22 protein-coding genes and 1 riboswitch are annotated in these 24,936 nt (G+C 63.2%); of the genes, 11 read left to right on the plus strand and 11 right to left on the minus strand.

Features of this window, described 5'->3' with window-relative positions; all coding sequences use genetic code 11:
• The 6 genes from AC1DVW_RS16595 to AC1DVW_RS16620 all read left to right on the plus strand — a co-directional run.
• Window positions 1–376, plus strand: a 376-nt coding sequence (locus AC1DVW_RS16595; RefSeq protein ID WP_477324395.1) for a zinc-binding dehydrogenase, incomplete at its 5' end; no start/stop codon positions are given.
• A gap of 68 nt (window positions 377–444) precedes the next feature.
• Window positions 445–1,014, plus strand: a complete 570-nt coding sequence (gene gfa / locus AC1DVW_RS16600; protein ID WP_477324397.1) for an S-(hydroxymethyl)glutathione synthase — start codon at window positions 445–447, stop codon at window positions 1,012–1,014.
• 64 nt (window positions 1,015–1,078) lie between these two features.
• A complete protein-coding gene (locus tag AC1DVW_RS16605) occupies window positions 1,079–1,546 on the plus strand; it encodes a YaiI/YqxD family protein (RefSeq protein ID WP_477247344.1) in 468 nt (155 codons plus the stop codon).
• A gap of 22 nt (window positions 1,547–1,568) precedes the next feature.
• Window positions 1,569–2,249, plus strand: coding sequence for a DUF1345 domain-containing protein (locus tag AC1DVW_RS16610; RefSeq protein ID WP_477269777.1), 681 nt, complete (start codon window positions 1,569–1,571; stop codon window positions 2,247–2,249).
• Between the two features lie 109 nt (window positions 2,250–2,358).
• A complete protein-coding gene (locus tag AC1DVW_RS16615; protein WP_477324399.1) occupies window positions 2,359–3,240 on the plus strand; it encodes a cytochrome b/b6 domain-containing protein in 882 nt (293 codons plus the stop codon).
• A gap of 1 nt (window position 3,241) precedes the next feature.
• Window positions 3,242–4,033, plus strand: coding sequence for a molybdopterin-binding protein (locus tag AC1DVW_RS16620; protein ID WP_477324401.1), 792 nt, complete (start codon window positions 3,242–3,244; stop codon window positions 4,031–4,033).
• 106 nt (window positions 4,034–4,139) lie between these two features.
• On the opposite strand, the gene AC1DVW_RS16625 is transcribed toward AC1DVW_RS16620, so the two are convergent.
• Entirely contained in the window at window positions 4,140–5,141 is a 1,002-nt protein-coding gene (locus AC1DVW_RS16625) for a hypothetical protein (protein WP_477324403.1), read from the minus strand.
• 257 nt (window positions 5,142–5,398) lie between these two features.
• Window positions 5,399–5,485, plus strand: a riboswitch (glycine riboswitch).
• A 148-nt stretch (window positions 5,486–5,633) separates the two neighbouring features.
• Here AC1DVW_RS16625 and gcvT point away from each other — a divergent pair.
• From gcvT to gcvP, 3 genes are read left to right on the plus strand one after another with little or no spacing between them, the layout of a single operon-like run.
• A complete protein-coding gene (gene gcvT / locus AC1DVW_RS16630) occupies window positions 5,634–6,728 on the plus strand; it encodes a glycine cleavage system aminomethyltransferase GcvT (RefSeq protein ID WP_477324405.1) in 1,095 nt (364 codons plus the stop codon).
• 5 nt (window positions 6,729–6,733) lie between these two features.
• Window positions 6,734–7,102 carry a glycine cleavage system protein GcvH gene (gene gcvH, locus AC1DVW_RS16635; protein WP_477247355.1) on the plus strand — a complete coding sequence of 123 codons (369 nt, stop codon included), beginning with the start codon at window positions 6,734–6,736 and terminating at the stop codon, window positions 7,100–7,102.
• Between the two features lie 19 nt (window positions 7,103–7,121).
• On the plus strand, window positions 7,122–9,932 hold the full coding sequence (gene gcvP, locus AC1DVW_RS16640; protein WP_477324407.1) for an aminomethyl-transferring glycine dehydrogenase: 2,811 nt from the start codon (window positions 7,122–7,124) through the stop codon (window positions 9,930–9,932).
• 16 nt (window positions 9,933–9,948) lie between these two features.
• On the opposite strand, the gene AC1DVW_RS16645 is transcribed toward gcvP, so the two are convergent.
• The 9 genes from AC1DVW_RS16645 to cpaB form a co-directional block, all read right to left on the minus strand.
• The gene (locus AC1DVW_RS16645) at window positions 9,949–11,121 is read right to left on the minus strand and encodes a GGDEF domain-containing protein (protein WP_477324409.1); all 1,173 of its coding nucleotides are present in this window, start codon (window positions 11,119–11,121) and stop codon (window positions 9,949–9,951) included.
• 169 nt (window positions 11,122–11,290) lie between these two features.
• Window positions 11,291–11,761, minus strand: a complete 471-nt coding sequence (locus tag AC1DVW_RS16650; protein WP_477269791.1) for a tetratricopeptide repeat protein — start codon at window positions 11,759–11,761, stop codon at window positions 11,291–11,293.
• Between the two features lie 133 nt (window positions 11,762–11,894).
• Window positions 11,895–12,857: a type II secretion system F family protein gene (locus AC1DVW_RS16655; protein ID WP_477247363.1), complete on the minus strand. Its 963-nt coding sequence runs from the start codon at window positions 12,855–12,857 to the stop codon at window positions 11,895–11,897.
• Window position 12,858: 1 nt separating this feature from the next.
• Window positions 12,859–13,824 carry a type II secretion system F family protein gene (locus AC1DVW_RS16660; RefSeq protein ID WP_477247365.1) on the minus strand — a complete coding sequence of 322 codons (966 nt, stop codon included), beginning with the start codon at window positions 13,822–13,824 and terminating at the stop codon, window positions 12,859–12,861.
• Between the two features lie 3 nt (window positions 13,825–13,827).
• Window positions 13,828–15,249, minus strand: coding sequence for a CpaF family protein (locus tag AC1DVW_RS16665; RefSeq protein WP_477324411.1), 1,422 nt, complete (start codon window positions 15,247–15,249; stop codon window positions 13,828–13,830).
• Window positions 15,246–16,460: a CpaE/TadZ family protein gene (locus AC1DVW_RS16670; RefSeq protein ID WP_477324413.1), complete on the minus strand. Its 1,215-nt coding sequence runs from the start codon at window positions 16,458–16,460 to the stop codon at window positions 15,246–15,248. The genes AC1DVW_RS16665 and AC1DVW_RS16670 overlap by 4 nt, the downstream gene beginning before the upstream one ends.
• A 48-nt stretch (window positions 16,461–16,508) precedes the next feature.
• Window positions 16,509–16,778, minus strand: coding sequence for a hypothetical protein (locus tag AC1DVW_RS16675; protein ID WP_477324415.1), 270 nt, complete (start codon window positions 16,776–16,778; stop codon window positions 16,509–16,511).
• 4 nt (window positions 16,779–16,782) lie between these two features.
• Window positions 16,783–18,204 (minus strand): type II and III secretion system protein family protein, encoded by a 1,422-nt coding sequence (locus tag AC1DVW_RS16680; protein ID WP_477269795.1) that lies wholly within the window; start codon window positions 18,202–18,204, stop codon window positions 16,783–16,785.
• Between the two features lie 57 nt (window positions 18,205–18,261).
• Entirely contained in the window at window positions 18,262–19,167 is a 906-nt protein-coding gene (cpaB, locus tag AC1DVW_RS16685) for a Flp pilus assembly protein CpaB (protein WP_477324417.1), read from the minus strand.
• Window positions 19,168–19,421: 254 nt separating this feature from the next.
• Here cpaB and parE point away from each other — a divergent pair, with 254 nt between their 5' ends.
• Together parE and AC1DVW_RS16695 are read left to right on the plus strand one after the other, a co-directional pair.
• Complete coding sequence (parE, locus tag AC1DVW_RS16690; protein WP_477324419.1) at window positions 19,422–21,476, plus strand: DNA topoisomerase IV subunit B; 2,055 nt, start codon at window positions 19,422–19,424, stop codon at window positions 21,474–21,476.
• Between the two features lie 40 nt (window positions 21,477–21,516).
• A complete protein-coding gene (locus AC1DVW_RS16695) occupies window positions 21,517–23,577 on the plus strand; it encodes an FUSC family protein (protein ID WP_477269801.1) in 2,061 nt (686 codons plus the stop codon).
• 147 nt (window positions 23,578–23,724) lie between these two features.
• On the opposite strand, the gene AC1DVW_RS16700 is transcribed toward AC1DVW_RS16695, so the two are convergent.
• Window positions 23,725–24,846 (minus strand): DUF2336 domain-containing protein, encoded by a 1,122-nt coding sequence (locus AC1DVW_RS16700; protein ID WP_477324421.1) that lies wholly within the window; start codon window positions 24,844–24,846, stop codon window positions 23,725–23,727.
• Window positions 24,847–24,936: the final 90 nt, after the last annotated feature.

Raw genomic sequence — 24,936 nt, forward strand, 5'->3', positions numbered from 1 at the left:
CATGACCAAGCGTGGCGCCGACCAGATCGGCGGCGCCGACTACACCTTCGACTGCACCGGCAACACCAAGGTGATGCGCCAGGCGCTCGAATCCTCACACCGCGGCTGGGGCAAGTCGGTCGTCATCGGCGTTGCCGGAGCCGGCCAGGAAATCTCGACACGGCCATTCCAGTTGGTCACCGGCCGCACCTGGATGGGCACCGCCTTTGGCGGCGCGCGCGGCCGCACCGACGTGCCAAAAATCGTCGATTGGTACATGGACGGCAAGATCGAGATCGACCCGATGATCACCCACACGCTGAAGCTCGAGGACATCAACAAGGGCTTTGATCTCATGCATGAGGGCAAGTCGATCCGAAGCGTGGTGGTTTACTGAGGAGAAAAGAGCCGCCGACCGAAGGGCCAGCGACTGAAGTTGCACGGGTTCAACAAGGGAGGAAGAAAATGCCTGAGAAATTGCATCCGAAACTCGACAATGGACTGCCCAAGGAGAGCGCCAGCTTTGCCGGCGGCACGCTGGTCTGTGCCTGCACCAGCAAGCCGGTGAAGGTGAAGGTCAAGGGCCAGATCGCCCACAACCATGCCTGCGGCTGCACCAAATGCTGGAAGCCGGCAGGCGCGGTGTTCTCGGTCGTGGCCGTCGCCGGCACCGGCGACGTCACCGTCACCGAAAATGCCGACAAGCTCAAAGTGGTCGATCCCGGCGCGCTGATCCTTCGCCACGCCTGCATCGGCTGCGGCGTCCACATGCACGGACCGGTCGAGCGCGACCATCCGTTCAAGGGCCTCACCTTCATCCACCCCGAGCGCTTCCAGGAAGACGGCTGGTCACCGCCTGGCTTCACCGCTTTCGTCTCCTCGATCATCGAATCCGGTGTCGACCCGAAGCGCATGGACGGCATTCGTGCGCAGTTGAAGTCAATCGGCATCGAGCCCTATGACTGCCTCAATCCCGGCCTGATGGACTACATCGCGACATGGACCGCGAAGAAGTCCGGCGCCTTGCCGGCTTGAAGATCTGAAAAGAAGCGTTCATGGGGCCGGAGAACGATCCGGCCCCATATTCATTGGAAGCAAGATGCCCGCACCATCAATTCTCGTCGATGCAGACGCCTGCCCGGTCAAGGCCGAGGTCGAAAAGGTCGCCGAGCGTCATGGCGTCGTCGTCACCTACGTCTCCAATGGCGGCCTGCGCCCGTCGCGCGATCCGATGATCCGAAACGTCGTGGTGTCCAAGGGAGCCGACGCCGCCGACGACTGGATCGTCGAGAATGCGAAACCCAACGATATCGTGGTGACAGCCGACATCCCGCTTGCCGCCCGCACGGTGGCGCTGGGCGCCCATGTGCTTGGCCCTACAGGACGCCCGTTCACGCCGGAGACGATCGGCATGGCGGTGGCGATGCGCGACTTGAAGCAGCATCTGCGCGAGACCGGCGAAAGCAAGGGCTACAATGCCAGCTTCGCGCCGCAGGACCGTTCGCGCTTTCTCGGCGAACTCGACCGTATCTTGCGGCGGGCGCTGAAATCCGCCACACCGGGATAGAAACGGCACTCGAGGCCGCGCCATGGCGACAGACATCCCCATCACCAACCCGCTGCACCGGCACAAGCAATTCCTGGTGTCGGCCTGCGTCGGCATCCCGGCGCTGGTTATCGCGCTGATCTCGGGGGTACCACTTGCCTATTCGATTTCGATCGGCGCCAATGTGTTCTTCGCCGTCTTCATCGCGCTCGTCATCGCCAAGATGCCGCTGCTTTCCGGCCGCTATCTCAGCAAGAACGCACGTGAGATCGACCTGCCCGTGCTGGGCATCTTTGCCATCACCCTTGGCGTTGTCGCCATTGCCGTCGTCTTGCTGTTCCTGCTGATCAACCACAAAGACCGCGACCCCACCGAGCTCGGCTTCGCCATGCTGTCGATCCCGCTCGGCTGGTTCACCATCCATGCCATGGCCGCACTTCACTATGCGCATGTCTACTGGATGGACGGCGACGCGATCGATTCCGAAACCAAGAAGAAGATCCCAGTCGGCGGCCTCGAGTTTCCCGGCAGCAAACGGCCGGAGGGCTGGGATTTCCTCTACTTCGCCACGGTCATCGGCATGACCGCGCAGACCGCCGACACTGCTATAACCACCTCGCATATGCGCCGCGTCGTGCTTGTCCACTCGATCCTGTCGTTCTTCTTCAACACGGTCATCGTCGCTGCCGTGGTCAATCTCGCGGTCAGTCTCGGCAGTTCGTAATAAATCCGTGATCAGGTGAAACATCGCTATGGCTGGCGACGTATTGGGAGGAGAACGTTGATCGCAGAGGCCGCGCCGAAATCGCGCGGCCGGGAGGCAGAGAAAAAAGATGGAAACGGTTGCCAGGAGCCAATCCGCTACCGAAGCAGACGCCGCCCCGCCCAGGGATGAAACGCTGATCTACCGGCAGTCGCGCTGGACGCGGCTGACGCACTGGCTGTGGGCGATCTCGCTGTTCTTCATGCTGCTTTCCGGCCTGCAGATCTTCAACGCCCGCCCGCAGCTCTATATCGGCAAGCAGTCGGGTTTCGAATACAACAACACCGTCTTCGCCATCGGCGCCGAAAACACCACAACAGGCACGCGCGGCTACACCGAAATCTTCGGGCACCGCTTCGACACCACAGGCGTGCTCGGCTGGTCGGGACCGGCTGGCCAGGAGACTGCGCGCGGCTTTCCGTCCTGGGCGACGATCCCGTCCTACTATGACCTCGGCACCGCCCGCGTGGTGCATTTCTTCTTCGCCTGGATCCTGACCACGACACTCATCGTCTGGCTGGTCGCCAGCGCGCTCAACGGCCATCTGCGCCGCGATCTCGCGCCGCGCCTCGACGATCTCAAACGGTTGCCGCAAGACATCGTCGACCACGCCAAGCTGAAATTCCACCACACACGCGACTACAACACGCTGCAGAAAATAGCCTATGGCGGCGTGCTGTTCGTGCTTTTGCCTCTGATGATCATCACCGGCCTGGCCATGTCGCCGAGCATGAATTCGGTGCTGCCGTTCCTCAACGAAGTGCTGGGCGGCCGGCAGACGGCACGCACCATCCATTTCACGGTGATGCTGCTGCTCATCGGCTTCTTCGTCATCCACATCCTGATGATCCTCGCCGCCGGGCCGATCAACGAATTGCGCTCCATCATCACCGGCTGGTACCGCACCGATCCTCCCTCGCATGACGACAAACCCGCCGAGAGGAGCGCCTGACATGGCAAAGTTCCAGATCAGCCGCAGAAAGTTCCTGACCTCGGCCAGCCTTGGCGTGTCCGGCATCATGCTGTCGGGCTGCGATGCCTTCGACAGCCAACTCGGCATGGGCGACGGCCTGCGCACTTTCCTCGAAAACGCCAACGGGTTGACCTATCGCGCGCAACGGTTGCTCGCCGACCGCGATGCGCTGGCGCCGGAATTCACCGAGGCCGACATCCGCCAGCCGCAGCGGCCGAACGGCGTCACCGCGCCGGACGACGATGTCTACAAGGGCCTGCTCGCCAACAATTTCGCCGATTGGCGCCTGGAGGTGACGGGCCTGGTCGAAAAGCCGCTGTCGCTCAGCCGCGAGCAGCTTCAGAACATGCCGAGCCGCACGCAGATCACTCGTCACGACTGCGTCGAAGGCTGGAGCTGCATCGCCAAATGGACCGGCACGCCGCTGTCGCTGGTGCTCGACCAGGCGGTGGTCAAGCCGCAGGCGCGCTACGTCATGTTCCATTGCCTCGACACGATCGACCGCAGCCTGTCCGGTGACGTCAAATATTACGGCACGATCGACCTGATCGATGCCCGCCATCCGCAGACGATCCTTGCCTATGGGTTGAACGGCAAGCCGCTGCCGGTCGAGAACGGCGCGCCACTGCGTGTGCGTGTCGAACGCCAGCTCGGCTACAAGATGCCGAAATACCTCTACAAAATCGAACTGGTCGACGGTTTCGCCAATGTCGGCGGCGGCCGCGGCGGCTATTGGGAAGACAATGGCTACGACTGGTACGGTGGGATTTGATAAAATGCATCCGTATACCGGAGCGGAGCGTGCATAAAGTACGTGAGCACCGGAAGCGCAGGAAGCCGCCATCTGCAGGCCGGCATCACCTGAATATCGATGGACCCTAGGCGACCTTGTCGAGTAGCGGTTTCAGCGCCGAGTGGATCTCCGGCGAAGCGTGCTTGATCAGCGTCAGCAGCGCGCGCTCGTTGTCGTACAATGGCCGATCGCTGCCAATGCGCTCGGCCAGCCATTTCGCCTCTCTGGCGTCGATCGTTTCGGCACGGCGGGCAAGCGCCTCTGTCGCCCTGTTCTTCGATTCCCACTCGGCCTCGATATTATCAGGCGACCGGTAGGCTTCCATGATGCCGGCGAGCCCGCCTGACACCATGCGGCCGAAGAAGCCGCCGATCTCCGGATCGGCCTGCTCGAAAAAGGCGCCACGGCGCAGCGCCACCTCGCGCGTCGGCGCTTCGTAGCCGGCCGAACACATGACGAAATTGGCGATCGCCTTGACGAACAGGTCGTTCCAGGACGGATCGTTGCTGGCCGCCGCGGTCTGCTCGTTGATCTTGAATAGCACCTCGGCCTCGGCGCGGGTGATGGCGATGTTGCCGTCGCCGCCATGGGCGTAAAGGATGCGGCGCAGCAATTCGACCTCGGTCTCGGCAATCAGCCCCGGAATCAGGCTGCCGCCAAGCATCAGCGGTCCCTTGCCGTCGATCACCGCATCGGAAACCTGTTGCAACGCATAGGCGGAAAGCCGGCTCGGCGAGGATTTCGCTTGCTCCAGCACATGCACCAGCAGTTCGAGCTCTGTCCGGCTGTCGACCATGCCGTCGCGGGAGATCGCCCGGACCAGCCAGTCGGCATTATCCCCGGAAATATAGCCCGCCGGCTTTTCCTGATGGACGATATAGTCGCCAATGGCCTCGACAAAGAACACCGGCCATTCCTCGCATTTGTCCTTGGCCGTCGCATCGAGCGCGAACAGCGCTTCGGCTTCGCCGCGTGTCACCACGCCGTCGCTGAACACCTCGCGGCGCAGCATGACCACGTCCTCAGCCGTGATGCGGCCTTTCGAGGTCAGCCCCGCCACCGGTGCGGTCATGATGAGTTCGCCCATTTTCGGTCCCCGTCCGCTGCCGGCTGCTGCCGGTCGCCAAGCATCATCTCCATCCTTGTACCAGCAGTGTCTTGAAAAACCGGCAAACGGCGTGGTTAGCGAAGCCTTGTYGGCCGATGCATGTTGCCAACCGGTTTTAGGAGAACGACATGCATCAAAACAAAGATCCGAAGCGCGGTGCGCTTTAGATGTCGCTGGCAGGTGACAAGGTGTCGTTCACGGGCTATGGATGGCGAGTCGAGGACTTTTGCGAGTCCTACCTGTTTGCGGGAGAGAGCAGCGAAAGCTGCCGCCGAAGGGGAAATCGCCCGAAATCTCTCAGGCAAAAGAACCGTAGACGGGAAAGACACTCTGGAAAGTCGGGGCTTGCCCCCGCGCCGAAGGTGTAAGCGCTGCCGACAGAGTTACGGGGCGCGAGTCTCTCAGGCTTCAGACAGAGGGGCACGGACTGGTCGCCATCAGCGGCCGATTGCGTGCGACTCTGGAGATGACATGACGGGCGACCCAAAACACCTTCCCCTTGAGGATATTCACACCGCCGCCGGTGCGCGCTTTGGCGCCTTCGCCGGCTGGTCGATGCCACTGACCTATCCGGCCGGCGTGATGAAGGAGCATCTTCACACACGCGAGCATGCCGGCCTGTTCGACATCTCTCACATGAAGCTGTTCGAGATCAGTGGCCCGGGCGCTGTCGCCCTGCTCAACCGCGCCTGCCCTCTGGATGCCGGCGCGCTCGAAATCTCGCAGTCCAAACTGTCCTTTTTCCTCAATGAAGCCGGCGGCATTCTGGACGATTTGATCGTCACCAGGCTCGGCGACGAGCGCTTCATGGTGGTCGCCAATGCCGGCAACGCCGAAGCCGACGAAAAGCACCTGCGCGCGCTTGCCAAGGATTTCGAGGTCAAGGTCGACGCGCTCGACCGTGTCTTCCTGGCGATACAGGGTCCGGAAGCCTGGGCTGCCTTGTCCCGCGCGGGCATCGAGACCGGCTCGCTGCTGTTCATGCATGGCATCGAGCCGAAGAAAAACTGGTTCATGAGCCGCTCCGGCTATACCGGCGAAGATGGGTTCGAGATCGGCCTGCCGGAAGCGGACGCGCGGATCCTGGCTGCCAAGCTGCTCGAGGACGAACGCGTGCTGTGGATCGGCCTTGCCGCCCGCGATTCGCTTCGGCTTGAAGCCGGGCTCTGCCTGCACGGCCAGGACATCACGCCGGAGACCGACCCGGCCAGTGCGGCCCTGATGTGGGCAATCCCCAAGGATATCCGTGCCACTGGATCCTTCATTGGCGCTGATGTCTTACGCAAGACCGCACAAGGCCCGTGGTGGAAACGCGTGGGCTTGAAGCCTGAAGGCCGCCAGCCTGTGCGTGCCGGCTGTGCCCTGTTCGATGCCGACGGCAATGCCGCCGGCCATGTCACCTCCGGCGGATTCGGCCCGTCAGTTGGCCATCCCGTCGCCATGGGCTACGTCCCGACAGCTCTGGCCAAGCCGGGCACGAAACTGTTCGCCGACGTTCGCGGGACGAAAATCCCGATCGATATCAACCCCTTGCCCTTCACTCCTCATCGCTACCGCAAAGGATAATCCCGATGGCAAAAACCTATTTCACCGAAGATCACGAATGGCTCCGTGTCGAGGGTGGCATCGCCACCGTCGGCATCACCGACTATGCGCAGGAGCAGCTCGGCGATCTCGTTTTCGTCGAATTGCCGGAGCTGGGCAAAAAACTGGCCAAGGGCGACACCGCGGTGGTGGTCGAATCCGTCAAGGCGGCGTCCGACGTCTATGCGCCGGTCGACGGCGAGATCACCGAGGCCAACGGCACGCTCTCGTCCGACCCATCGCTGGTCAATTCAGCGGCGACCGGCGACGGCTGGCTGTGGAAGATGAAGCTCGCCAATGAAAGCCAGCTCGAGGGCCTCATGGATGAGGCCGCCTACCAGGCCCATATCGGCTGATATCAGGATCATAAGAAACATGAGCGCAGCACTCACTCCCTTTTCGGCCCGCCATATCGGTCCTGATGTCAACGATGTCAGAGCCATGCTTGCGGTGATCGGCGTTCCCTCAGTCGAGACGCTGATCAGCCAGGCCGTGCCGAGATCGATCCGCCTCGACGTACCGCTGACCCTGCCCGCACCGGCCAGCGAAGCCGAAGCGCTGGCAGAACTGTCGGCGACCATGGCAAGGAACACGGTGCTGAAGAGCTTCATCGGCGCCGGCTATCACGGCGTGCATGTGCCGCCGGTCATCCAGCGCAATTTGTTCGAGAATCCGGCCTGGTATACGGCCTACACGCCCTATCAGGCCGAAATCAGCCAGGGCCGGTTGGAAATGTTGTTCAACTTCCAGACCCTGGTCACAGAGCTGACCGGCCTGCCGGTGGCATCGGCCTCGCTGCTCGACGAAGCAACGGCCGTTGCCGAAGCTGTCGGCATTGCGCTGCGCCATCATCGCGACAAGCGCACCAAGGTGGCACTGGCCGGCACGCCGCATCCGCAGACGCTGGACGTGGTGCGCACCCGCGCCGAGCCGCTCGGCATCGAGATCGACGGCGAGACGATCGACGACAACACCGCCGCCCTGCTCGTCTCCTGGCCGGACACTTTTGGCGTCTATGGTGACCACAAGGCGGCGATCGAAAAGGCCCGTGCAACAGGCACCGTCGTCGTCTTCATTGCCGATCCGCTCGGCCTGACGCTGACCGACGCGCCGGCAAAGCTGGGCGCCGATATCGCTGTCGGCCCGATGCAGCGCTTTGGCGTGCCGATGGGCTTTGGCGGCCCGCACGCCGCCTATTGCGCCGTCTCCGACAAATTGACCCGGCTGATGCCGGGCCGCCTCGTTGGCCAGTCCACCGACAGCAAGGGCCGTCCCGGCTATCGGCTGGCGCTGCAGACGCGCGAGCAGCACATCCGCCGCGACAAGGCGACCTCCAACATCTGCACCGCGCAGGCGCTGCTTGCCAACATGGCGACGGCCTATGCGATCTGGCACGGCCCCGCCGGACTGCAAGCGATTGCCGGCCGCATCCATGCGCTCGCCAGCCGCCTTGCAGCAGGCCTGAAGGCATCCGGTGTCTCCGTGCTCGGCTCTAGCCGCTTCGACACGGTGACCGCCGAGGTGAAGGGCAAGGCAGCTTCGATCGCTGCTGCCGCTGAAAAGGGCGGCCGGCTGCTGCGTGTCGTCGATGCCGACCGCATCAGCATCGCCTTCGACGAGACCTCGACGGAGGCCGACCTCGCCGCGATCGCAGCCCTGTTCGGCGCCACGGCCGGCGACGCTGCCGCCAGCACCGTGCCCGGAAAACCTCGCGGCAAGGAGTTTCTCACCCAGCCGGTCTTCCACGACAATCACTCGGAAACCGAGATGATGCGCTTCCTGCGCCGTCTCGCCGACAAGGACCTGGCGCTCGACCGCGCCATGATCCCGCTGGGCTCCTGCACCATGAAGCTCAACGCCGCCGCTGAGATGATGCCGGTGAGCTGGCCAAGCGTCGCCAATCTGCACCCCTTCGCGCCGGCCAGCCATTCGGCCGGTTATCGCGCCATGATCGGCGAACTGGAAGGCTGGCTGTCGGAGATCACCGGCTTCGATGCGGTGACGCTGCAGCCCAATGCCGGCAGCCAGGGCGAATATGCCGGCCTGCTTGCCATTCGCGGCTATCACCGCTCGCGCGGTGAAGGCCATCGCACCGTCTGCCTGATCCCCTCCTCCGCGCATGGCACCAATCCGGCGAGCGCGGCGATGGCGGGCATGAGCGTTGTCGTTGTGCGCTGCCTGGAAGACGGCAACATCGACATGGACGATATGCGGGCCAAGGCCAACGAGCATTCCAAGAACCTCGCAGCGCTGATGTTCACCTATCCCTCGACGCATGGCGTCTACGAGGAAGGCGCGCGCCACCTCTGCGCTCTCATCCACGAGCATGGCGGCCAGGTCTATTTCGATGGCGCCAACCTCAACGCCCTGGTCGCGCTGGCGCGCCCCGGCGACATCGGCGCCGATGTCTGCCACATGAACCTGCACAAGACCTTCTGCATTCCGCATGGCGGCGGTGGTCCTGGCGTCGGTCCGATCGGCGTCAAGGCGCATCTGCAGCCCTATCTGCCGGGTCACGTCACCGAAGGCTCAGGCCACGCCGTGTCGGCCGCACCGTTCGGCAGCGCCTCGATCCTGCCGATCACCTGGATGTACATTCGCATGATGGGCGCCTCCGGCCTCAAGCAGGCGACCGAGACCGCCATCATCTCTGCCAACTACGTGGCGACGCGGCTCGCGCCGCACTTCCCGCTCCTCTACAAAGGCAGGCACGATCGCATCGCGCATGAATGCATCCTCGACACCCGCGTGCTCAAGGACAGCGCCGGCATCAGCGTCGACGACATCGCCAAGCGCCTGATCGATTACGGCTTCCACGCACCGACCATGTCGTTCCCGGTCGCCGGCACGCTGATGGTCGAACCGACCGAGTCGGAGCCCAAGCGCGAACTGGACCGTTTTTGCGAGGCGATGATTGCCATTGCCGGCGAGGCAGCCAAGGTGGCGAAGGGCGAGTGGCCACTGGCCGACAACCCACTGGTCAATGCGCCGCACACCGCCGCGGAAACGCTTGCCGGCACCTGGAGCCATCCCTATTCGCGGCTGGAAGCGGCCTACCCTGCCGGTGACGCCGACAGCGCGGCAAAATACTGGCCGCCGGTGTCGCGCATCGACAATGTCGCCGGCGACCGCAACCTCGTCTGCTCCTGCCCGCCGCTGTCGGAGTATCTGGGCGCCGCCGAGTAACCCTCTCGGGCGGCAATCAGGCAGAGCGCAGGGCCGGCTCGTCGGCCTTGCTGGCTTTGTTCTGGACGACGACGCGATTTCGCCCGGCGCGCTTGGCCGCATAAAGTGCAGTGTCGGCATCGGCCAGCACGACGTCGAGACTGGCGCCGCCTGCCTCGCCAAAGCCGATGCCGCCGCTGACCGTGCTGCGCAACGGACCGAGCGAGGTGGCCACCACTTCCGTGCCGAAGCTGACGCTAATCTTGCTGGCAAGGTCGTAGGCCTTCTCTTCCGTCACCCGCGACATCACCAGCACGAATTCTTCGCCGCCCAGCCGAAAGGCATCGACGCCGGTCTTGCCATATTTCCGGATCACTGCGGCGAAGCGGCACAAAACCTGATCGCCGACCGGATGGCCGAAGACATCATTGGTCTTCTTGAAGTGATCGAGATCGAACATGACGACGGACATGAACGGACCGAAGACGCGCTCGCCGTAGAATGCGGTCAGCGCCCGCCGGTTCATCAGCCCGGTCAATGGATCGGTCATGGTCTCGGCCTTCAATTCGATCTGCGCCTGCAAATGATGCAGCGAGAGCGTCAAGGCGCCGAGCCCGGTCATGCAGGCAACCGCGACGACTGAGTTCAAGCGTTCGGCCCAATTGTCCGGCGCAACGCCGAGTACCCACTGCCCCTTGACGACAAGCATCGCGCCGCAAAGTCCGAACGACAGCCCGCAGACGCCACTCAGGAACGAAACGACCAGCAGAATTCGGCGCTCCTGACCGCCGCCCTTGATCCAGAACATCGCCCCGATCACCACAAGCAGCACCGTTACAGCAGCGTAGGTGACGACGAAGCCGACACCGTCGAGGCCCAGATAAGTCACGCCCGCGCACACCGCCATCGCAAGCAACGTCGGCATAACAGCACGTCTGTACTCATGCACGCCGAGATATTGCATGGCCGCCAGGCAGATGGTCAGAAAACCCAGGCTGAGCAACGCCAAGACGATCTGGCAAAGCCACGGGCTCGGATCCCTGGTGTATTGCCAGAACAAGATCACATGCGCGACCAGCACGAGAATGCCGCACGCCACGCTCAGCACAAAGCGCCCGCGCGGCGCAGTCAGCCAGATCGCAAACATGGTGACGCTGAGGCATATGCCAGACAGCGCAGCTGCAAGCAGGAGCGAACTGAAATCCAACATGTGTGAGCAGCAGCCTCTTGGGGAAGATAGTCGGGTGCGCTGCATTCTAGGGCAGCTACAGGCTGCAAATGCGTAATTTCGGTCGGCCGTCCGACGCTACCTTCCGACAAGGTTTACAAAGCGTCGCTGTCTCGTCTTGCGGGAGAAGCCGCGCACGACGAGCGACGTTTCAGCCCTTGTTCAGCAGCGCCAGATTGGCATTGACCACCGTTGGGTCGGTCATGCCGGCCCTGGCCTCCAGAAGCAGCGCCTTGGCCTTCTTGCGGTTGCCGCGCAACAATTGTGAATAGCCCATATTGTTGATGATCTGCGGCTTGCGCCCGGCAACCTTCAAAAGCTGATCGTAGGCGCGGTCGGCAAAGTCGAAGCGGCCGAGTTCGTCGTAGGAAGCGGCAAGCCCCATCCAGGCCTCGGCATTGTCGGCCTTCAGTTCCACCGCCTTGCGGAAATGCTTTTCGGCAAGACCGTAATTCGCCTCGCGAAATTGCACCTTGCCCTCCGTCAGGTCGGACGAACTGACGTCCTTTGCCTGTGGTGGGATGGCGGTGGTCTTGGTCGTATCGACGCCACTCGACGTGCAACCCGTGACCATCAAGACGGCCGCAATCGCGGCCATTGCCGTGAGAGATCTGTAACGCATGCCCCTGCCTCAATCGCCCGATTTGCCGGGTCGTTCTTCAGGAAGCAGACTACAACAGGGCGATTAACCTTCGGTGCTGAAATGCGCCTAAAATTTAGTTTCGCGCAAAGATCCTGTTAACCAGGCCGCCCCGTCAATGCGCCGTCATTTTGACGATAACCGGAATGACGGCAATCATCAGCACCACCGGCAGGATGCAGACCACCACCGGCACCGACATTTTGGCCGGCAAAGCGTGCGCCTTCTCCTCGGCCAACGACATGCGCTTGTGGCGCATTTCGTCGGAGAAGACGCGCAGCGCTCCTGACAGGCTGGTGCCGAGTTCCTTCGACTGCTGCAGCAGCGTCGCGAACGAACGCACCTCGTCCAGGCTGAGGCGGTCGGCGAGCGCTTTCAGCGCGTCGTCGAGGCTGCGCCCTGCCCTGAGCTCCAGCGATACCAGCTGCAGGTTCTGGCTGAGCGCCGGATAGGTCTTGGCGAGTTCCTTCGAGACGCGTTCGATCCCGGCTTCCATGCTCATCCCGGCATCGGAACAGACGATCATCAAATCCATGAAGTCGGGAAAGCCGTTGCGGTATTCGCGCATCTTTTCCCGCACCTTCTGGCTCAGCACCAGGCCGGGCAGGAAATAGCCGGCCGCTCCCGACAAGATGATGAAGGTCCAGCGGCTGGTCGCGGTCGCATCGGCGCTGGCCATCCATTGATTGACCAGAAACGCACCGATCGCGCCGCCGACAAAGGCAGCGAAACGGACCAGGAAGAACATGCCGACCGCGCGCGGTTCCATGTAGCCGGCCTGGATGAGTTTCATGCGCAGCCGGGCGACATTTTCCGGATCGCTCTTGGCATAGAAGTCCTGCGCCCGCTTCACCGCCTTTTCGCGCACCGCGTTGGAATTCTTCTTCGGTGTCGGTTCGGCCCGCTCAACCACCTTGTTGTCCTCGACCTTGAGCCGGCGCTTGAGGTCGTTGCGGTCGCCTTTCGCCACGACCAGCGGCCACGCCACCGCGCCGCCGCCCAACGCCAGCAGCATCACCGCCACGGGCATCAGCGAGGTCGGCGCCAGCGAAGCGAGGAACTGGATGATTTGTTCCATGTCAGAACCTGAAGTTCGACATTTTGAACATGATGACGTTGCCCAGCATCAGCCAGGAGATCGAACCGCCAAGCAGGTACCAGGTCTTCGGTATATCCCAAACATCGCGATAGAATTGCGGCATCAACACCATGATGCCGGTAAACAGCAGCGCCGGCACGGCGGTCAGGATGTAGGCCGACATGCGGCCTTCTGACGAAATGGCGCGCACCTTTCGCCGCAGCTTGCCGCGTTCGCGGATCGTCGTCGACAGCCCGTCGAGGATTTCACGCAGATTGCCGCCCGAACTGGTCTGGATCGACACGGCGGTGATGAACAGTGGCAGATCCTCATGGCCGACCCGGTCGAACAGCGAATTCAACGCCGAAACCAGATCCGAGCCATACGTCACCTCGTCGGCGATGACGCCGAACTCGGTGCCGATCGGATCGGGCATTTCGCGCGACACCATGGCGATGGCCACCGGCACCGGATGGCCGGCCTTGAGGCCGCGCGTGATCAGCTCAAGCGCTTCCGGCAACTGTAAGCCGAACCGCTTCAGCCGTTTGCCGCGCATGGAACGCATTGCCATCACCGGCAGCAGCGGCACCAGGACGACCAGCAACAGAAGCCCGAGCAGCAGCGGCAGGCCGTACCAGAGTGCGGCAAACGTCATCGCCAACGCCACGCCCGACGTGATCATCAGGAATTTCGGCAACGGCATGGTCATACCCGACTGCGTGCGCAGCGCGCGGAAGCGGTCGGGTGAAAACAGCGACGTGCCGGCTTCGAGGCCCCGCTCCTTGCGCAGCTGGATCAGCACCTGTTCCTGGCTGATCTTGTTTTCCTGCAGCTTCATGCGCCGGTTGATGGCGGTGCGCTTGTCGCTGCGCCCGGCATAGAGCAGATAGCAGCCCTCGGCGATCATGATGCCGGTGAGTGCTGCCGCCGCGTAGACAACATAGATGGCGCTGAAATTCTGGAACACCGCCTACTCCTGCGGCCGGCCTGGTTCGAAATATTTTCCCGGGAATTCGATGCCCATGGCGCGCAGATCTTCGAGGAAGCGTGGACGGATGCCGGTCGCCTCGTAGTATCCGAGGATCTTGCCGTCTGCCTCCATGCCGGTGCGCACGAAGCGGAAGATCTCCTGCATCTGGATGACGTCGCCTTCCATGCCGGTCACCTCGGCGACGCTGGTCACCTTGCGCTTGCCGTCGGACAGGCGGGTCAGCTGCACGATGAGGTCGATTGCGCTGGCGATCTGGCTGCGGATCGACTGCACCGTCATCGGCATGCCGGTCATTCCGAGCATCTGTTCCAGGCGCGAAATGCAATCGCGCGGCGTGTTGGCGTGGATGGTCGCCATCGAGCCTTCATGGCCGGTGTTCATCGCCTGCAGCATGTCGAAGGCTTCCTCGCCGCGGCACTCGCCGAGGATGACGCGGTCCGGACGCATGCGCAGCGCGTTCTTGACCAGGTCGCGCTGCCTCAACTCGCCATGGCCTTCGATGTTGGCTGGGCGCGTTTCCATGCGCGCGACATGCGGCTGCTGCAGCTGCAGCTCCGCCGCATCCTCGATGGTGATCAACCGTTCGTCTTCCGGAATGAAGGCCGACAGCGCATTCAGCATCGTCGTCTTGCCGGTGCCGGTGCCGCCGGAGATGATGGTCGTCTTGCGGGCATGCACGGCCGCGGCCAGCACTTCGGCCATGTTCTGGGTGATGGCGCCGAACTCGACCAGCTTGTGCAGGCCGAGCTTGTTCTTGGAAAACTTGCGGATCGACACCAGCGGCCCGTCGACGCCGACCGGCCGAATGGCGGCGTTGAAGCGCGAGCCGTCCAGCATGCGCGCATCGACCATCGGCTGCGATTCATCGACGCGCCGGCCTACAGCAGCAACGATTTTGTTTATGATTCGAAGCAGATGCGCCTCATCCTTGAAGGGGATGTGGACCTGCTGCAGCTTGCCGCGTTTTTCGACAAAGCAGTTCTGGTGGCCGTTGATCAGAATATCGTTGATCTCAGGATCCTTCAGCAGCGGCTCCAGCGGGCCGAGGCCGACCATCTCGTCGACGATGTCGTCAACCAGCGCGTCAAGCTCGACGGTGTTGATCGCCATCCGCTCCTGGCGCGCCTTTTCGGAGACGAATTCATGAACCTGGCGGCGCATCTCGTCCTTGGGCAGCCGTTCCAGCGCGACCAGGTTGATTTCCTCGAGCAGCATCCGATGGATACGAACGCGCGCGTCACCCACCTTGTTGCCGCCCTTGGCCGGCGTGGCCTCGGGCTTGGCCGGCAAGGCCTTGCGGGTCGTCGGAATGACAACGGCGTGGTGCGCGACCGGCGCGACATCAGCCGGCCTTTGCGGGCGCGTGTCGCGATTCTGCAGTGTCGAAAAGCGGCTGGTCATCCGGCCTTCCTTTTCAGCAATCCCTTGCCGATACTGAACAGCGAGCGCGATTTCTCAGGCGTCGCGACCGCTTCTTCCGGCAGGATGATTTTCTTGAGATCGTTGACGACATTGGCGTTCGGGTCGATCTCGTGCAGCGGGACGCCGCGATCGACGGCTTCGCGCACCAGCCGATAGTTGTTGGAGATGCCGCCGACGAAATGCTCGCCGAGGATTTCCTGCACATCCGCATGCTTGATGCCGTTGTCGAACATCTTCTGTTCGAAACGGTTGACGATGACGTTCGGCTTCACTTCCTTGCCGGCCGTCTCGTAGACGGCCTGGATGAGGCGCTGCGTGTGGCGCAGGCAGGGCACCGTCATTTCGGCGACGATGTAGAGCTTGTTGGAGCCGAGCAGCACCGTCTCCGTCCACGGAAACCAGGTGCGCGGCATGTCGATGACGACATTGTCGAAATAGGCCGAGACGAGATCGAGCATGCGGACCACGACATCGGTCTTGAAGGAGCGCATTTCTGACGGCCGCGTCGGCGCCGCCAGCACGCAGAGCCCGCTCGCATGCTTGGACAGCATCACGTCGAGCAGCTGCCGGTCGAGGCGCTCGGGCTGGTTCTCGATTTCGGTGATGTCGAAGCGCGGTTCGAGGTCGAGATATTCGGCGCAGGCGCCTTGCTGGAAATTGAGATCGACCACGCAGGTCGACGCGCCGCGCGTCACCGAATGGTGCAGCTGAAAGGCGGTCTGCAGCGCCAGCGTCGTGGTGCCGACACCGCCGGCAGCCGGCATGAAGGTGTAGATCTGCGACTCGGTGTTTTCCTCGCGGCCCGGCCCTTGCAGCGCGCGGATGACGGAGCGCACCAGATCGGCGGTGGTGATCGGCTTGACCAGGAAATCGGCTACCTTGAGCTGGACCAGGATGCGCACCGCGGCGGCGTTGAATTCCTGGGTGACGACAACGACCGGAACGCGGCCTTCCAGACGGCGCATGATGCGCTGCAGCGACTCGATCTCTTCGAGCTTTGCCGCATCCATGTCGACGATGAGGGCGCCGAAATCGGTCTCCTGGACCTCGCCACGAAGTTCGGTGACATTTTTCTCGACCGTCGAAAGCTGGATGACCTCCGAGGCGGCGAACGCCGTGCGCGTGTCCTGCAGGAAAGCCCTGTCACCGGATACGAGCAGGATATTCTTGGTCTTGATGCCGCTTGCCATTGTTTTTCAGCCTGTCAGGTCATTCGCCAATAAAATTCAAGCGCCAGATCAATCGGTTGTGGTCGCCTGTGCAGCCTGGGTGCCGCCCGCCTGACCGGCGGCCCCGGCTGCCGCGGAGCTGCGTTGGGCCGGAACCAGAAGCTTCGTGTTCTGGACCCCGTATTTCCACGGATCGACCATCTGCATGACCGTATTGGCGGCCTGCGCGTTGCCGGCGCCTATCGTCGGCCCTTCGCTGCGCACATAGTCGTCACTGGTGCAGCCGCTGGAAATGCCGGCGAGCAACAGGGTGATGCATAGTCCTGGAAGCAGGCGCATGGCTTCAATCCTTCGGCAGGTCGAGGAAATGCCCGACCGTGGTGACTGCGGTCGGCTGTGCCGTGCTGCCGCCGGCCATTGCCAACGCACGGTTGGCGTCGGACGCCTTCACTTCCTCGGTGTTGTTGAGAAAGTAGTCGGCATTGCTGGCCGGCTGCGTGCCGTCGGTCGGCTCTGCGAGCTTTTTCGACGGGTCGACCGGCTTGACCAGATAGGGCGTGACGATGATCACCAGGTCGGTCTCGCGCCGCTGATAGGCCTTGGAGGAAAACAGCGACCCAAGCACCGGCAGTTTGCCAAGGCCGGGAATGCGCGAGGTCGTGATATCGTTCTGCGACTGCAGCAGGCCGGCAATCATGAAGCTCTGTCCGTTCTTCAGGTCGACCGAAGTCTTGGCGCGGCGCACGATGAAGCCCGGCACCGAGATGTTGCCGATGTTGTAGGAAGCCGACGCGTCGATCGAGGACACTTCCGGCGCGATGTCCAGGCTGACCAGCCCGTCCTTGAGCACGGTCGGCGTGAAATCCAGGCTGACGCCATACTTCTTGTAGCTGACGGAGATCTTGCCATTGTCCTCGGAGACCGGGATCGGGAACTCGCCGCCGGCGAGGAAGCTTGCCGTTTGGCCCGAACGGGCGATCAGGTTCGGTTCGGCCAGCCGCCGGGCGAGCCCGTGGTCTTCCAATGCCTTGATGGCGATGTCGATCGAAACGCCATTCGACAACAGCCGGCCGATGATCTCGCCCGACCCTGCCGGCGCGATCTCCCCGGGAGCCAGCGTGACGTCGCGCCCGCCGATGCCGTAGGCAAAATTGGCGCTGTACTTTGCACCGAGTTCCTGGCCGGCCTGGCGGTTGATTTCGACAAAGCGGACATTGAGCTGAACCTGCTGCGACGACGAGATGTTGACCGAGTTGATCACATCCTCTTTGCCGGAAAAGCGCGTGGCGATCTGGTTCGCCTTCTCGGCGGCGACCGCATCGTCCGCCTCGCCCGACAGCACGACGCGGCCATTGGCGGAACCAACCTTGATGTTGGCGTCCGGAACGCTGGCACGAATGGTGCTTGCCAACTGGTCGGTATCAAGGGTCACCTCGATGTCGACAGTACCAACCAGCTGCTTGTTTTCATTGAACAGCGCGACACCGGTGGTGCCGAGATTGTTGCCGAGCACATAAAAGGACTTGTCGGTCAGCGGATTGACGTTGGCGATCTCCGGATCGCCGATGACGATCTGGTAGAAGGCGGCACTGGTCACGATCGTCTTCGGCTTGCCCTTGGCCACCTTGATCGACGCGTTCTTGGTCGACGAGACGTAGACGATGTCATTGTCCGCTCTGGCCGGCGCACTGAGGCCCAGCGTTCCCGCCGCGGCCAGGCAAGCCGCCATCGCCAGCGCCCGCACAAGGCGCAGCCGTTTTGTCATCCGATATGCATTTGGCGCCAACATTGTCCCGTCCCTCGCCCAGTCCCCACTGGCTGCTTATTTCTGGTCCCGCGTAGGAACCTGGTATTCCTCGGCCTGCGTGCCGCGCGTCACGATGATCGTCTTGAACTTCGGCTTCTCCGGCTCCTTGGTCAGGGCATCGAACAGCGAGCCGGCCGAGGCCTTGACGCTGGATGCGACGGAGCCGCCGAAGGATGAGATGGTGGTGACGCCGTTCTTGCCGTCACCGCCTTCGCTGGAAGAGCGAAGCGAGAAGGACAAGGTGCCGACCGTGCGGGCAAGCGCAACCTTCTGCGCGCCCTCGGTCGTCACCTCGATGGTCACCGAATTGGCGATCTGCGGCGCGGTCTGGCGCTCGTCGGCGCCCTGCCCGACGCTCAGCACCTTGGCGTCGGACACGACGATTTCGGACGTGACGGTCGAACCCGACGCGCCTTGCGCGTTCTTGGCAACTTCCTGGATTTCGCCCGCATCGCGCGTCAGCACGACGTCGACACGGTCGCCCGGCGTCACGAAGCCGCCGACACCGGCAATCTCGTCAGTGCGGATGGTTACCGCCCGCATTCCCGGCGACAGCATGTTGGAAAGCGTCGCGCGGCCGTTCGGCCCCGACAGTTTGGAGAGCAGCACCGGTTCGTTGATCTCGATCGGCGACAGCACCACGCGGTTGCCGTCGGCAAGCAAGGCATCGATGGTGGTGAAAGCCCCTTGCGGGACGGAATCCTGCGACCACGGGATTTCGCTGAGCTGTGCCCGGTCGAGTTGCATGCCGTAGCGCAGCGGCGCGTTCGCCACCACGATGGTCTTGAACTCGATCTTGGGTGCTTCCGGTACCGAGATTGACGCCGTTTTCTCTCCGAGATCGGCCTTGGCCTGGCTCTTGACCCAGAAATCTGCGGCAAAAATCGAGATCGCCCCGAAAACGGCGGCGATGCCGATCATGGTTATGGCCTTGCCCCTCACACCGATACCCCTGAAACCCTTGGTCTTTTGTTTGTTGCAGCCGACGCTAGGCCGCATAGTTAAAGAAACAGGAATTGTGGCCGGCTCAATTCGACCTATTTCCGCCGGCTTGGTTATCGAATGGTTTTAGGCTAAGACGTTCCAATCCCCCGAACGGAACAGGAACCCTCGTTCGCCCGCAAAAAGCGTGGCAGTATCGAAGGTGATTCGCAGCATCGGAATCTATGGCCAGCATGGACGACAACAACGATCTTTTCGGTAGCCTGGACAAGCAGCCGCAACCGGTTCGCGCCGCGCAACGCGCGGCTGATCCGATTGTGCAGGCGGCAAAGCGTCCGGCAGCAACCCGCGACGGCAGCGAGGGCTACAGTGCCGCCGACATCGAGGTGCTGGAAGGACTGGAGCCGGTGCGGCGCCGGCCCGGCATGTATATTGGCGGCACCGACGACAAGGCGATGCACCATCTGTTCGCCGAGGTCATCGACAACTCGATGGACGAGGCGGTCGCCGGCCATGCGACCTTCATCGACGTCGAGCTTACCGCCGACGGCTACCTGGCCGTCACCGACAATGGCCGCGGCATTCCGGTCGATCCGCACCCGAAATTCAAGAAGCCGGCGCTCGAAGTCATCATGACGACGCTGCATTCGGGCGGCAAGTTCGATAGCAAGGTCTATGAGACGTCGGGTGGCCTGCACGGCGTCGGCGTTTCCGTCGTCAACGCGCTGTCGGATCATCTCGAGGTCGAGGTTGCCCGTGGCCGCCAGCTCTATCGCCAGCGCTTTTCGCGCGGTGTTCCGGTGACCGGGCTGGAACAGCTCGGTGAGGTCCACAACCGGCGCGGCACAAAGATCCGTTTCCATCCCGACGAGCAGATCTTTGGCAAGGGTGCGGCGTTCGAGCCGGCGCGGCTCTACCGCATGACGCGCTCAAAAGCCTATCTGTTCGGCGGCGTCGAGATCCGCTGGACCTGCGATCCCTCGCTGATCAAGGACAAGGACACGACGCCGTCGAAAGCCGAGTTCCATTTTCCAGGCGGCCTGAAGGACTATCTGAAGGCGTCGCTTGGCGACGACTTTCAGGTCACCCGTGAAATCTTTGCCGGCAAGAGCGAGAAGCAGGGCGGCCACGGTTCGCTTGAATGGGCGGTGACCTGGTTCGGTGGCGACGGGTTCATCAATTCCTACTGCAACACCATCCCGACCGGCGAAGGCGGCACGCACGAGGCCGGCTTCCGCAACGTCTTGACGCGCGGGCTTCGCGCCTATGCCGAACTGGTCGGCAACAAACGCGCCTCGATCGTTACCTCGGAAGACGTCATGATCTCGGCGGCGGGCATGCTGTCGGTGTTCATCCGCGAACCGGAATTCGTTGGCCAGACCAAGGACAGGCTGGCGACGATCGAGGCGATCCGCATTGTCGAGACCGCGATCCGCGACCCGTTCGACCATTGGCTGGCCGACAATCCGCAGGAAGCCTCGAAGCTGCTCGAATGGGTGATCGCGCGCGCCGACGAACGGGTGCGCCGGCGCCAGGAAAAAGAAGTGTCGCGCAAGAGCGCGGTGCGCAAGCTCAGGCTGCCCGGCAAGCTCGCCGACTGCACGCAGAACGCCGCCGCCGGCGCCGAACTGTTCATCGTCGAAGGTGACTCGGCCGGCGGCTCGGCCAAGCAGGCGCGCGACCGTGCCAGCCAGGCGGTGTTGCCGCTGCGCGGAAAAATCCTCAACGTCGCCAGTGCCGGCAATGACAAGCTGGCCGCCAACCAGCAGATCTCGGACCTGATCCAGGCGCTTGGCTGTGGCACGCGGTCAAAGTACCGCGACGAGGATTTGCGCTACGACAGGGTCATCATCATGACGGACGCCGACGTCGACGGCGCCCACATCGCCTCGCTTTTGATCACCTTCTTCTACCAGGAGATGCCGAGCCTGGTGCGTGGCGGCCATCTCTTTCTGGCAGTGCCGCCGCTCTATTCGATCCGGCAGGGCGGCAAGGTTGCCTACGCCCGTGACGACGCCCACAAGGACGAGCTCCTGCGCACCGAGTTCACCGGCCGCGCCAAGGTCGAAATCGGCCGCTTCAAGGGCCTGGGCGAAATGATGGCCGCGCAGCTCAAGGAAACCACAATGGACCCCAGGAAACGCACATTGCTCAGGGTCGATGTGAACGAAATCGATTCAGCCACCAAGGACAGGGTCGATGAGCTGATGGGCACCAAGCCGGAAGCCCGCTTCCGCTTCATCCAGGAACGCGCCGAATTCGCCGCAACGGAAGTGCTGGATATCTAAGAGTTCACCGTTCTAGTTTGCCGTTCTAGGAGACGAGCATGTGACCTGGGCGCGGCTGAACGAGCATATCGGCACGAGTTTCGCCGCGCTGACGCAGCCGACGCGCTCGGACTGGATTTTTGCCCTGCGCACCGTTTCGGCCGGCCTGATCGCGCTTCTCGCAGCCTACGCGCTAAAACTCGACCACCCGCAATGGGCGATGATGACGGTGTTCATCGTCGCCCAGCCGGTCGCTGGCATGGTGCTGGCAAAAGGCTTTTACCGGCTGCTCGGCACGCTGGCCGGCGGTCTGGCGGCGATCGGCATCACCACCGTCTTCGGCACCGGTCCCTGGCTGCTGGTCACCGCGCTGGCGGTCTGGATCGGCCTCTGCACGCTGGTCTCGTCGCTGCTGCGCAATCCTGAAGCCTATGGCGCAGCGCTTGCCGGCTATACCGCGATGATCATCGGCCTGCCGGCCTTCGGGCAGCCGCATTTCGTCGTCGATCTTGCCGTGGCGCGCTGCGCCGAAATCGTGCTCGGCATCGCCTGCGCCGGCCTGACCAGCCGGCTGATCCTGCCGAAACTGGCGGCCAACGCCATCATCGCCAGGCTGAAGCGCAGCATCCTCGACCTTGCCGTCTATGCCGGCGGCGCCTTCTCCGGCGGCGATACGGCAATGCTTGCCGGCCTGCACCGAAAGCTGATCGCCGATGCCCAGACGCTCGGCGAGATGCGCACCTATGCACGACTGGAAGCGCCGAGCTTCGCCACCCGCGCCCATCCGGTCAGGCGCACCATCGGCCAGCTTCTGTCGGCGCTGTCGGCGGCGCGCGCGCTGCATGCCCACGCCGCGCCGAAAAACGCCGCCCTCATTCCGGTGCGCACCGACCTGCAGACCCTGGTCGGCGAACTGGCAGCCAAACCGGGCGCTTTGGACGACACCGCGCCCTGGGTGGCGCGGCTCGATACGATCGCCGCCAAGGCCCGGCAAACGCCGGACATGTCATCCGTGCAAGACGGCGACAGGCTGGGCACGGTCACCCGTCTCACCATTGCCGCCGATTTCGCTGAAGCCCTGAAGCAGGTGCTGCGCGGCCTGGATGCGCTACGCGCTCCCGCCTCCCGCCCGGCGCGCGACCGCAAGCAGCCGGCTCTGGTGGTACATCGCGACTACCATGCGGCCTGGCGCAACGCCGTGCGCGCAGCACTTGCCACGCTGCTGGTCGCCGCCTTCTGGCTGACGACGAAATGGTCCGAAGCGGCAGGCACGGTCATCCTTGTCGCCGTCGTCTCCAGCCTGTTTGCCGCGCGCCCCGATCCGGTGCAGTCGGCCTGGGGCTTTTTCAAGGGAACGTTGCTGGCCCTGCCCTTCGCCTTTCTCGTCGGTCAGGTCGCCCTTCCCGCTCTGCCCGGCTTCGGCTGGTTCGCGCTCCTTGTGGTGCCGATCCTGGTGCCGGCGGCACTCGCAATGGCTAATCCGCGCTACGTCGGCGTCGCCACCGCCTTCGCCATCAATTTCCTGGCGTTCCTGAGCCCGCATCAGGCGATGACCTATGATCCATGGCCGTTCTTCGCTGGCTCTGCGTCGATCCTGGTCGGCATCCTTTTGGCGATCGGCGTCTTCCTCGTCGTGCTGCCCGCCGACCCCTGGGTCACCATCAACCGCATCGTGCGGGCCATGCGCGAAGATCTGGCGCGGCTTTGCCTGCATGAACGCGTGCCGAGACGCTCGGCCTTCGAAAGCCTCGCCTACGACCGGGTCAACCAGTTGATGCCTCTGACGCCGCGCGCCGGCAAGAAGGGCGACGCCATTCTTGACGGCAGCATAGCCGCCGTCACCGTCGGGCTTGAAATCCTGCGCCTGCGCAGCGCGCAGCAGAATCCCTCCACCCCACCCGAGACCGCGCTTTCGATCACCAATTTCCTGCGCGGACTGGCGCGCGAACTGCTTTTCCGGCGCCCGGGCGAACCGCAAACGGCGACCGTCGCTGTGGCCAGGCAATATGCAGCCGGCCTCACCGAGCGCAGCGACACCGCCGAGATGCTGCAGATCGCAGCCTCGCTGCGCATCATTGCCGCCGCGATCGAGGACTTTCCGGAGTTCTTCGCTAAGGACTAGGTCTAGGGTGTGTTGAGATTCAGGTCAGGCCGAGCCGAAAATGGCTGATACCGAGAACCGGAGCGGAGTGTACTTTTGGGTACGTGAGCACCGGAAGCGCAGGAAGCTGCCATTTGCAGGCCGGCCTCACCTGAATATCAGCACACCCTAAGCGGCGGCGATCGCCAGCGCATGTCCCCGCGCGTTTTCCCGCAGCGCGTCGAGATGGATCGACTTGACCAGCCCGGCGAGATCGCCCTCCGCCGATTGTCCGCCCAATTCCTTCAGCATCAGCCAGCTGACTTCCTGCACGCCGGCGACGCGTTTGCCATTGGCAACCTCACGCCAGATTTTTAGCGCGCGCACGATGACGGCGTGGGTGGCGCCGGCAAGGCCGGCGCTACGGAACAGCGCCTGCAGCGCCACATCGTGACCGCCGGCGAGCAGAGCCCTCACCCGTTGTTCGGATTGCTGGCTGAGCGCGACCAACGCCGAGCCGAAGAAATCGACCTTGCCATGCGCGATGGTGCGGATGATGAAGCTTGCGGTGAGATCGCCGCGCAGGCGCAGATGCTCGATGAGCGCAGCGTGTTCGGCCGCCTTGGTGCCTTCGATCAGCGTAACCGAAGCCTTGATGCAAGCGTCGCGCGTGACGCGTTCGGCTCTGGCCGCCCCCATCAGCGCCATCACCAGCGGCGAACTTTTCAGCGTTTCGCCGAGTTTGACCAGCAGCATATGCCGGCAGTCGGCCGGCAGGCGCGCATCGGCGATCATCGCTTCGCGAACCGCAGGCACGTGGCCATGCCGTTCTGCCATGCGGCGAAAGCTGAGCGAGGCAATGTCGGCGCCGCTGTTGGTGAGAAGGGTGGCGCAGGCTTCCGGCTCGCCGATCTCGGCAATGGCCGCGGAAACCGACATCGAAACGACCGGCCGGTCGGCAATCAGCTTCTGCGTCGCCTTCTGGCCGCTGGCAACGCGATCGATCAGGTCGGCATCGGTAAGCAGCGGCGAACGCGCCAGCACCAGAGCGGCCACTTCCGGCTGGTCGGAGGCCAGCGCGCTGATGATCTGCAGCGGAGCGTGATGGCTCATCGACAGCGCTTCGGCGATTGCCTGCCGAACTTTTGACGACGCGTCGTCGAGCAGCAGCGTCAGCGCCGCTTCGGCGGCACAGCGGTCCTCGAACGGCAGGTCGGCGTTGATATAGGCGCGGGCCAGCGCGCTTGCCGCGGCAGCGCGCTCGGAAACCCTCGCCGTGTAGATCCATTTCAGGAAATGCGAAACTACCATACCGTCCGCTACGCCCCTACGCCCGAGTCCGTTCTGGCCCGTGTAGACCGTAGGCAGAAATGGTTTACGAAGCGTTCACCATGTTTCTTA

The sequence above is a fragment of the Mesorhizobium sp. P3_B5 genome, assembly GCF_056402815.1.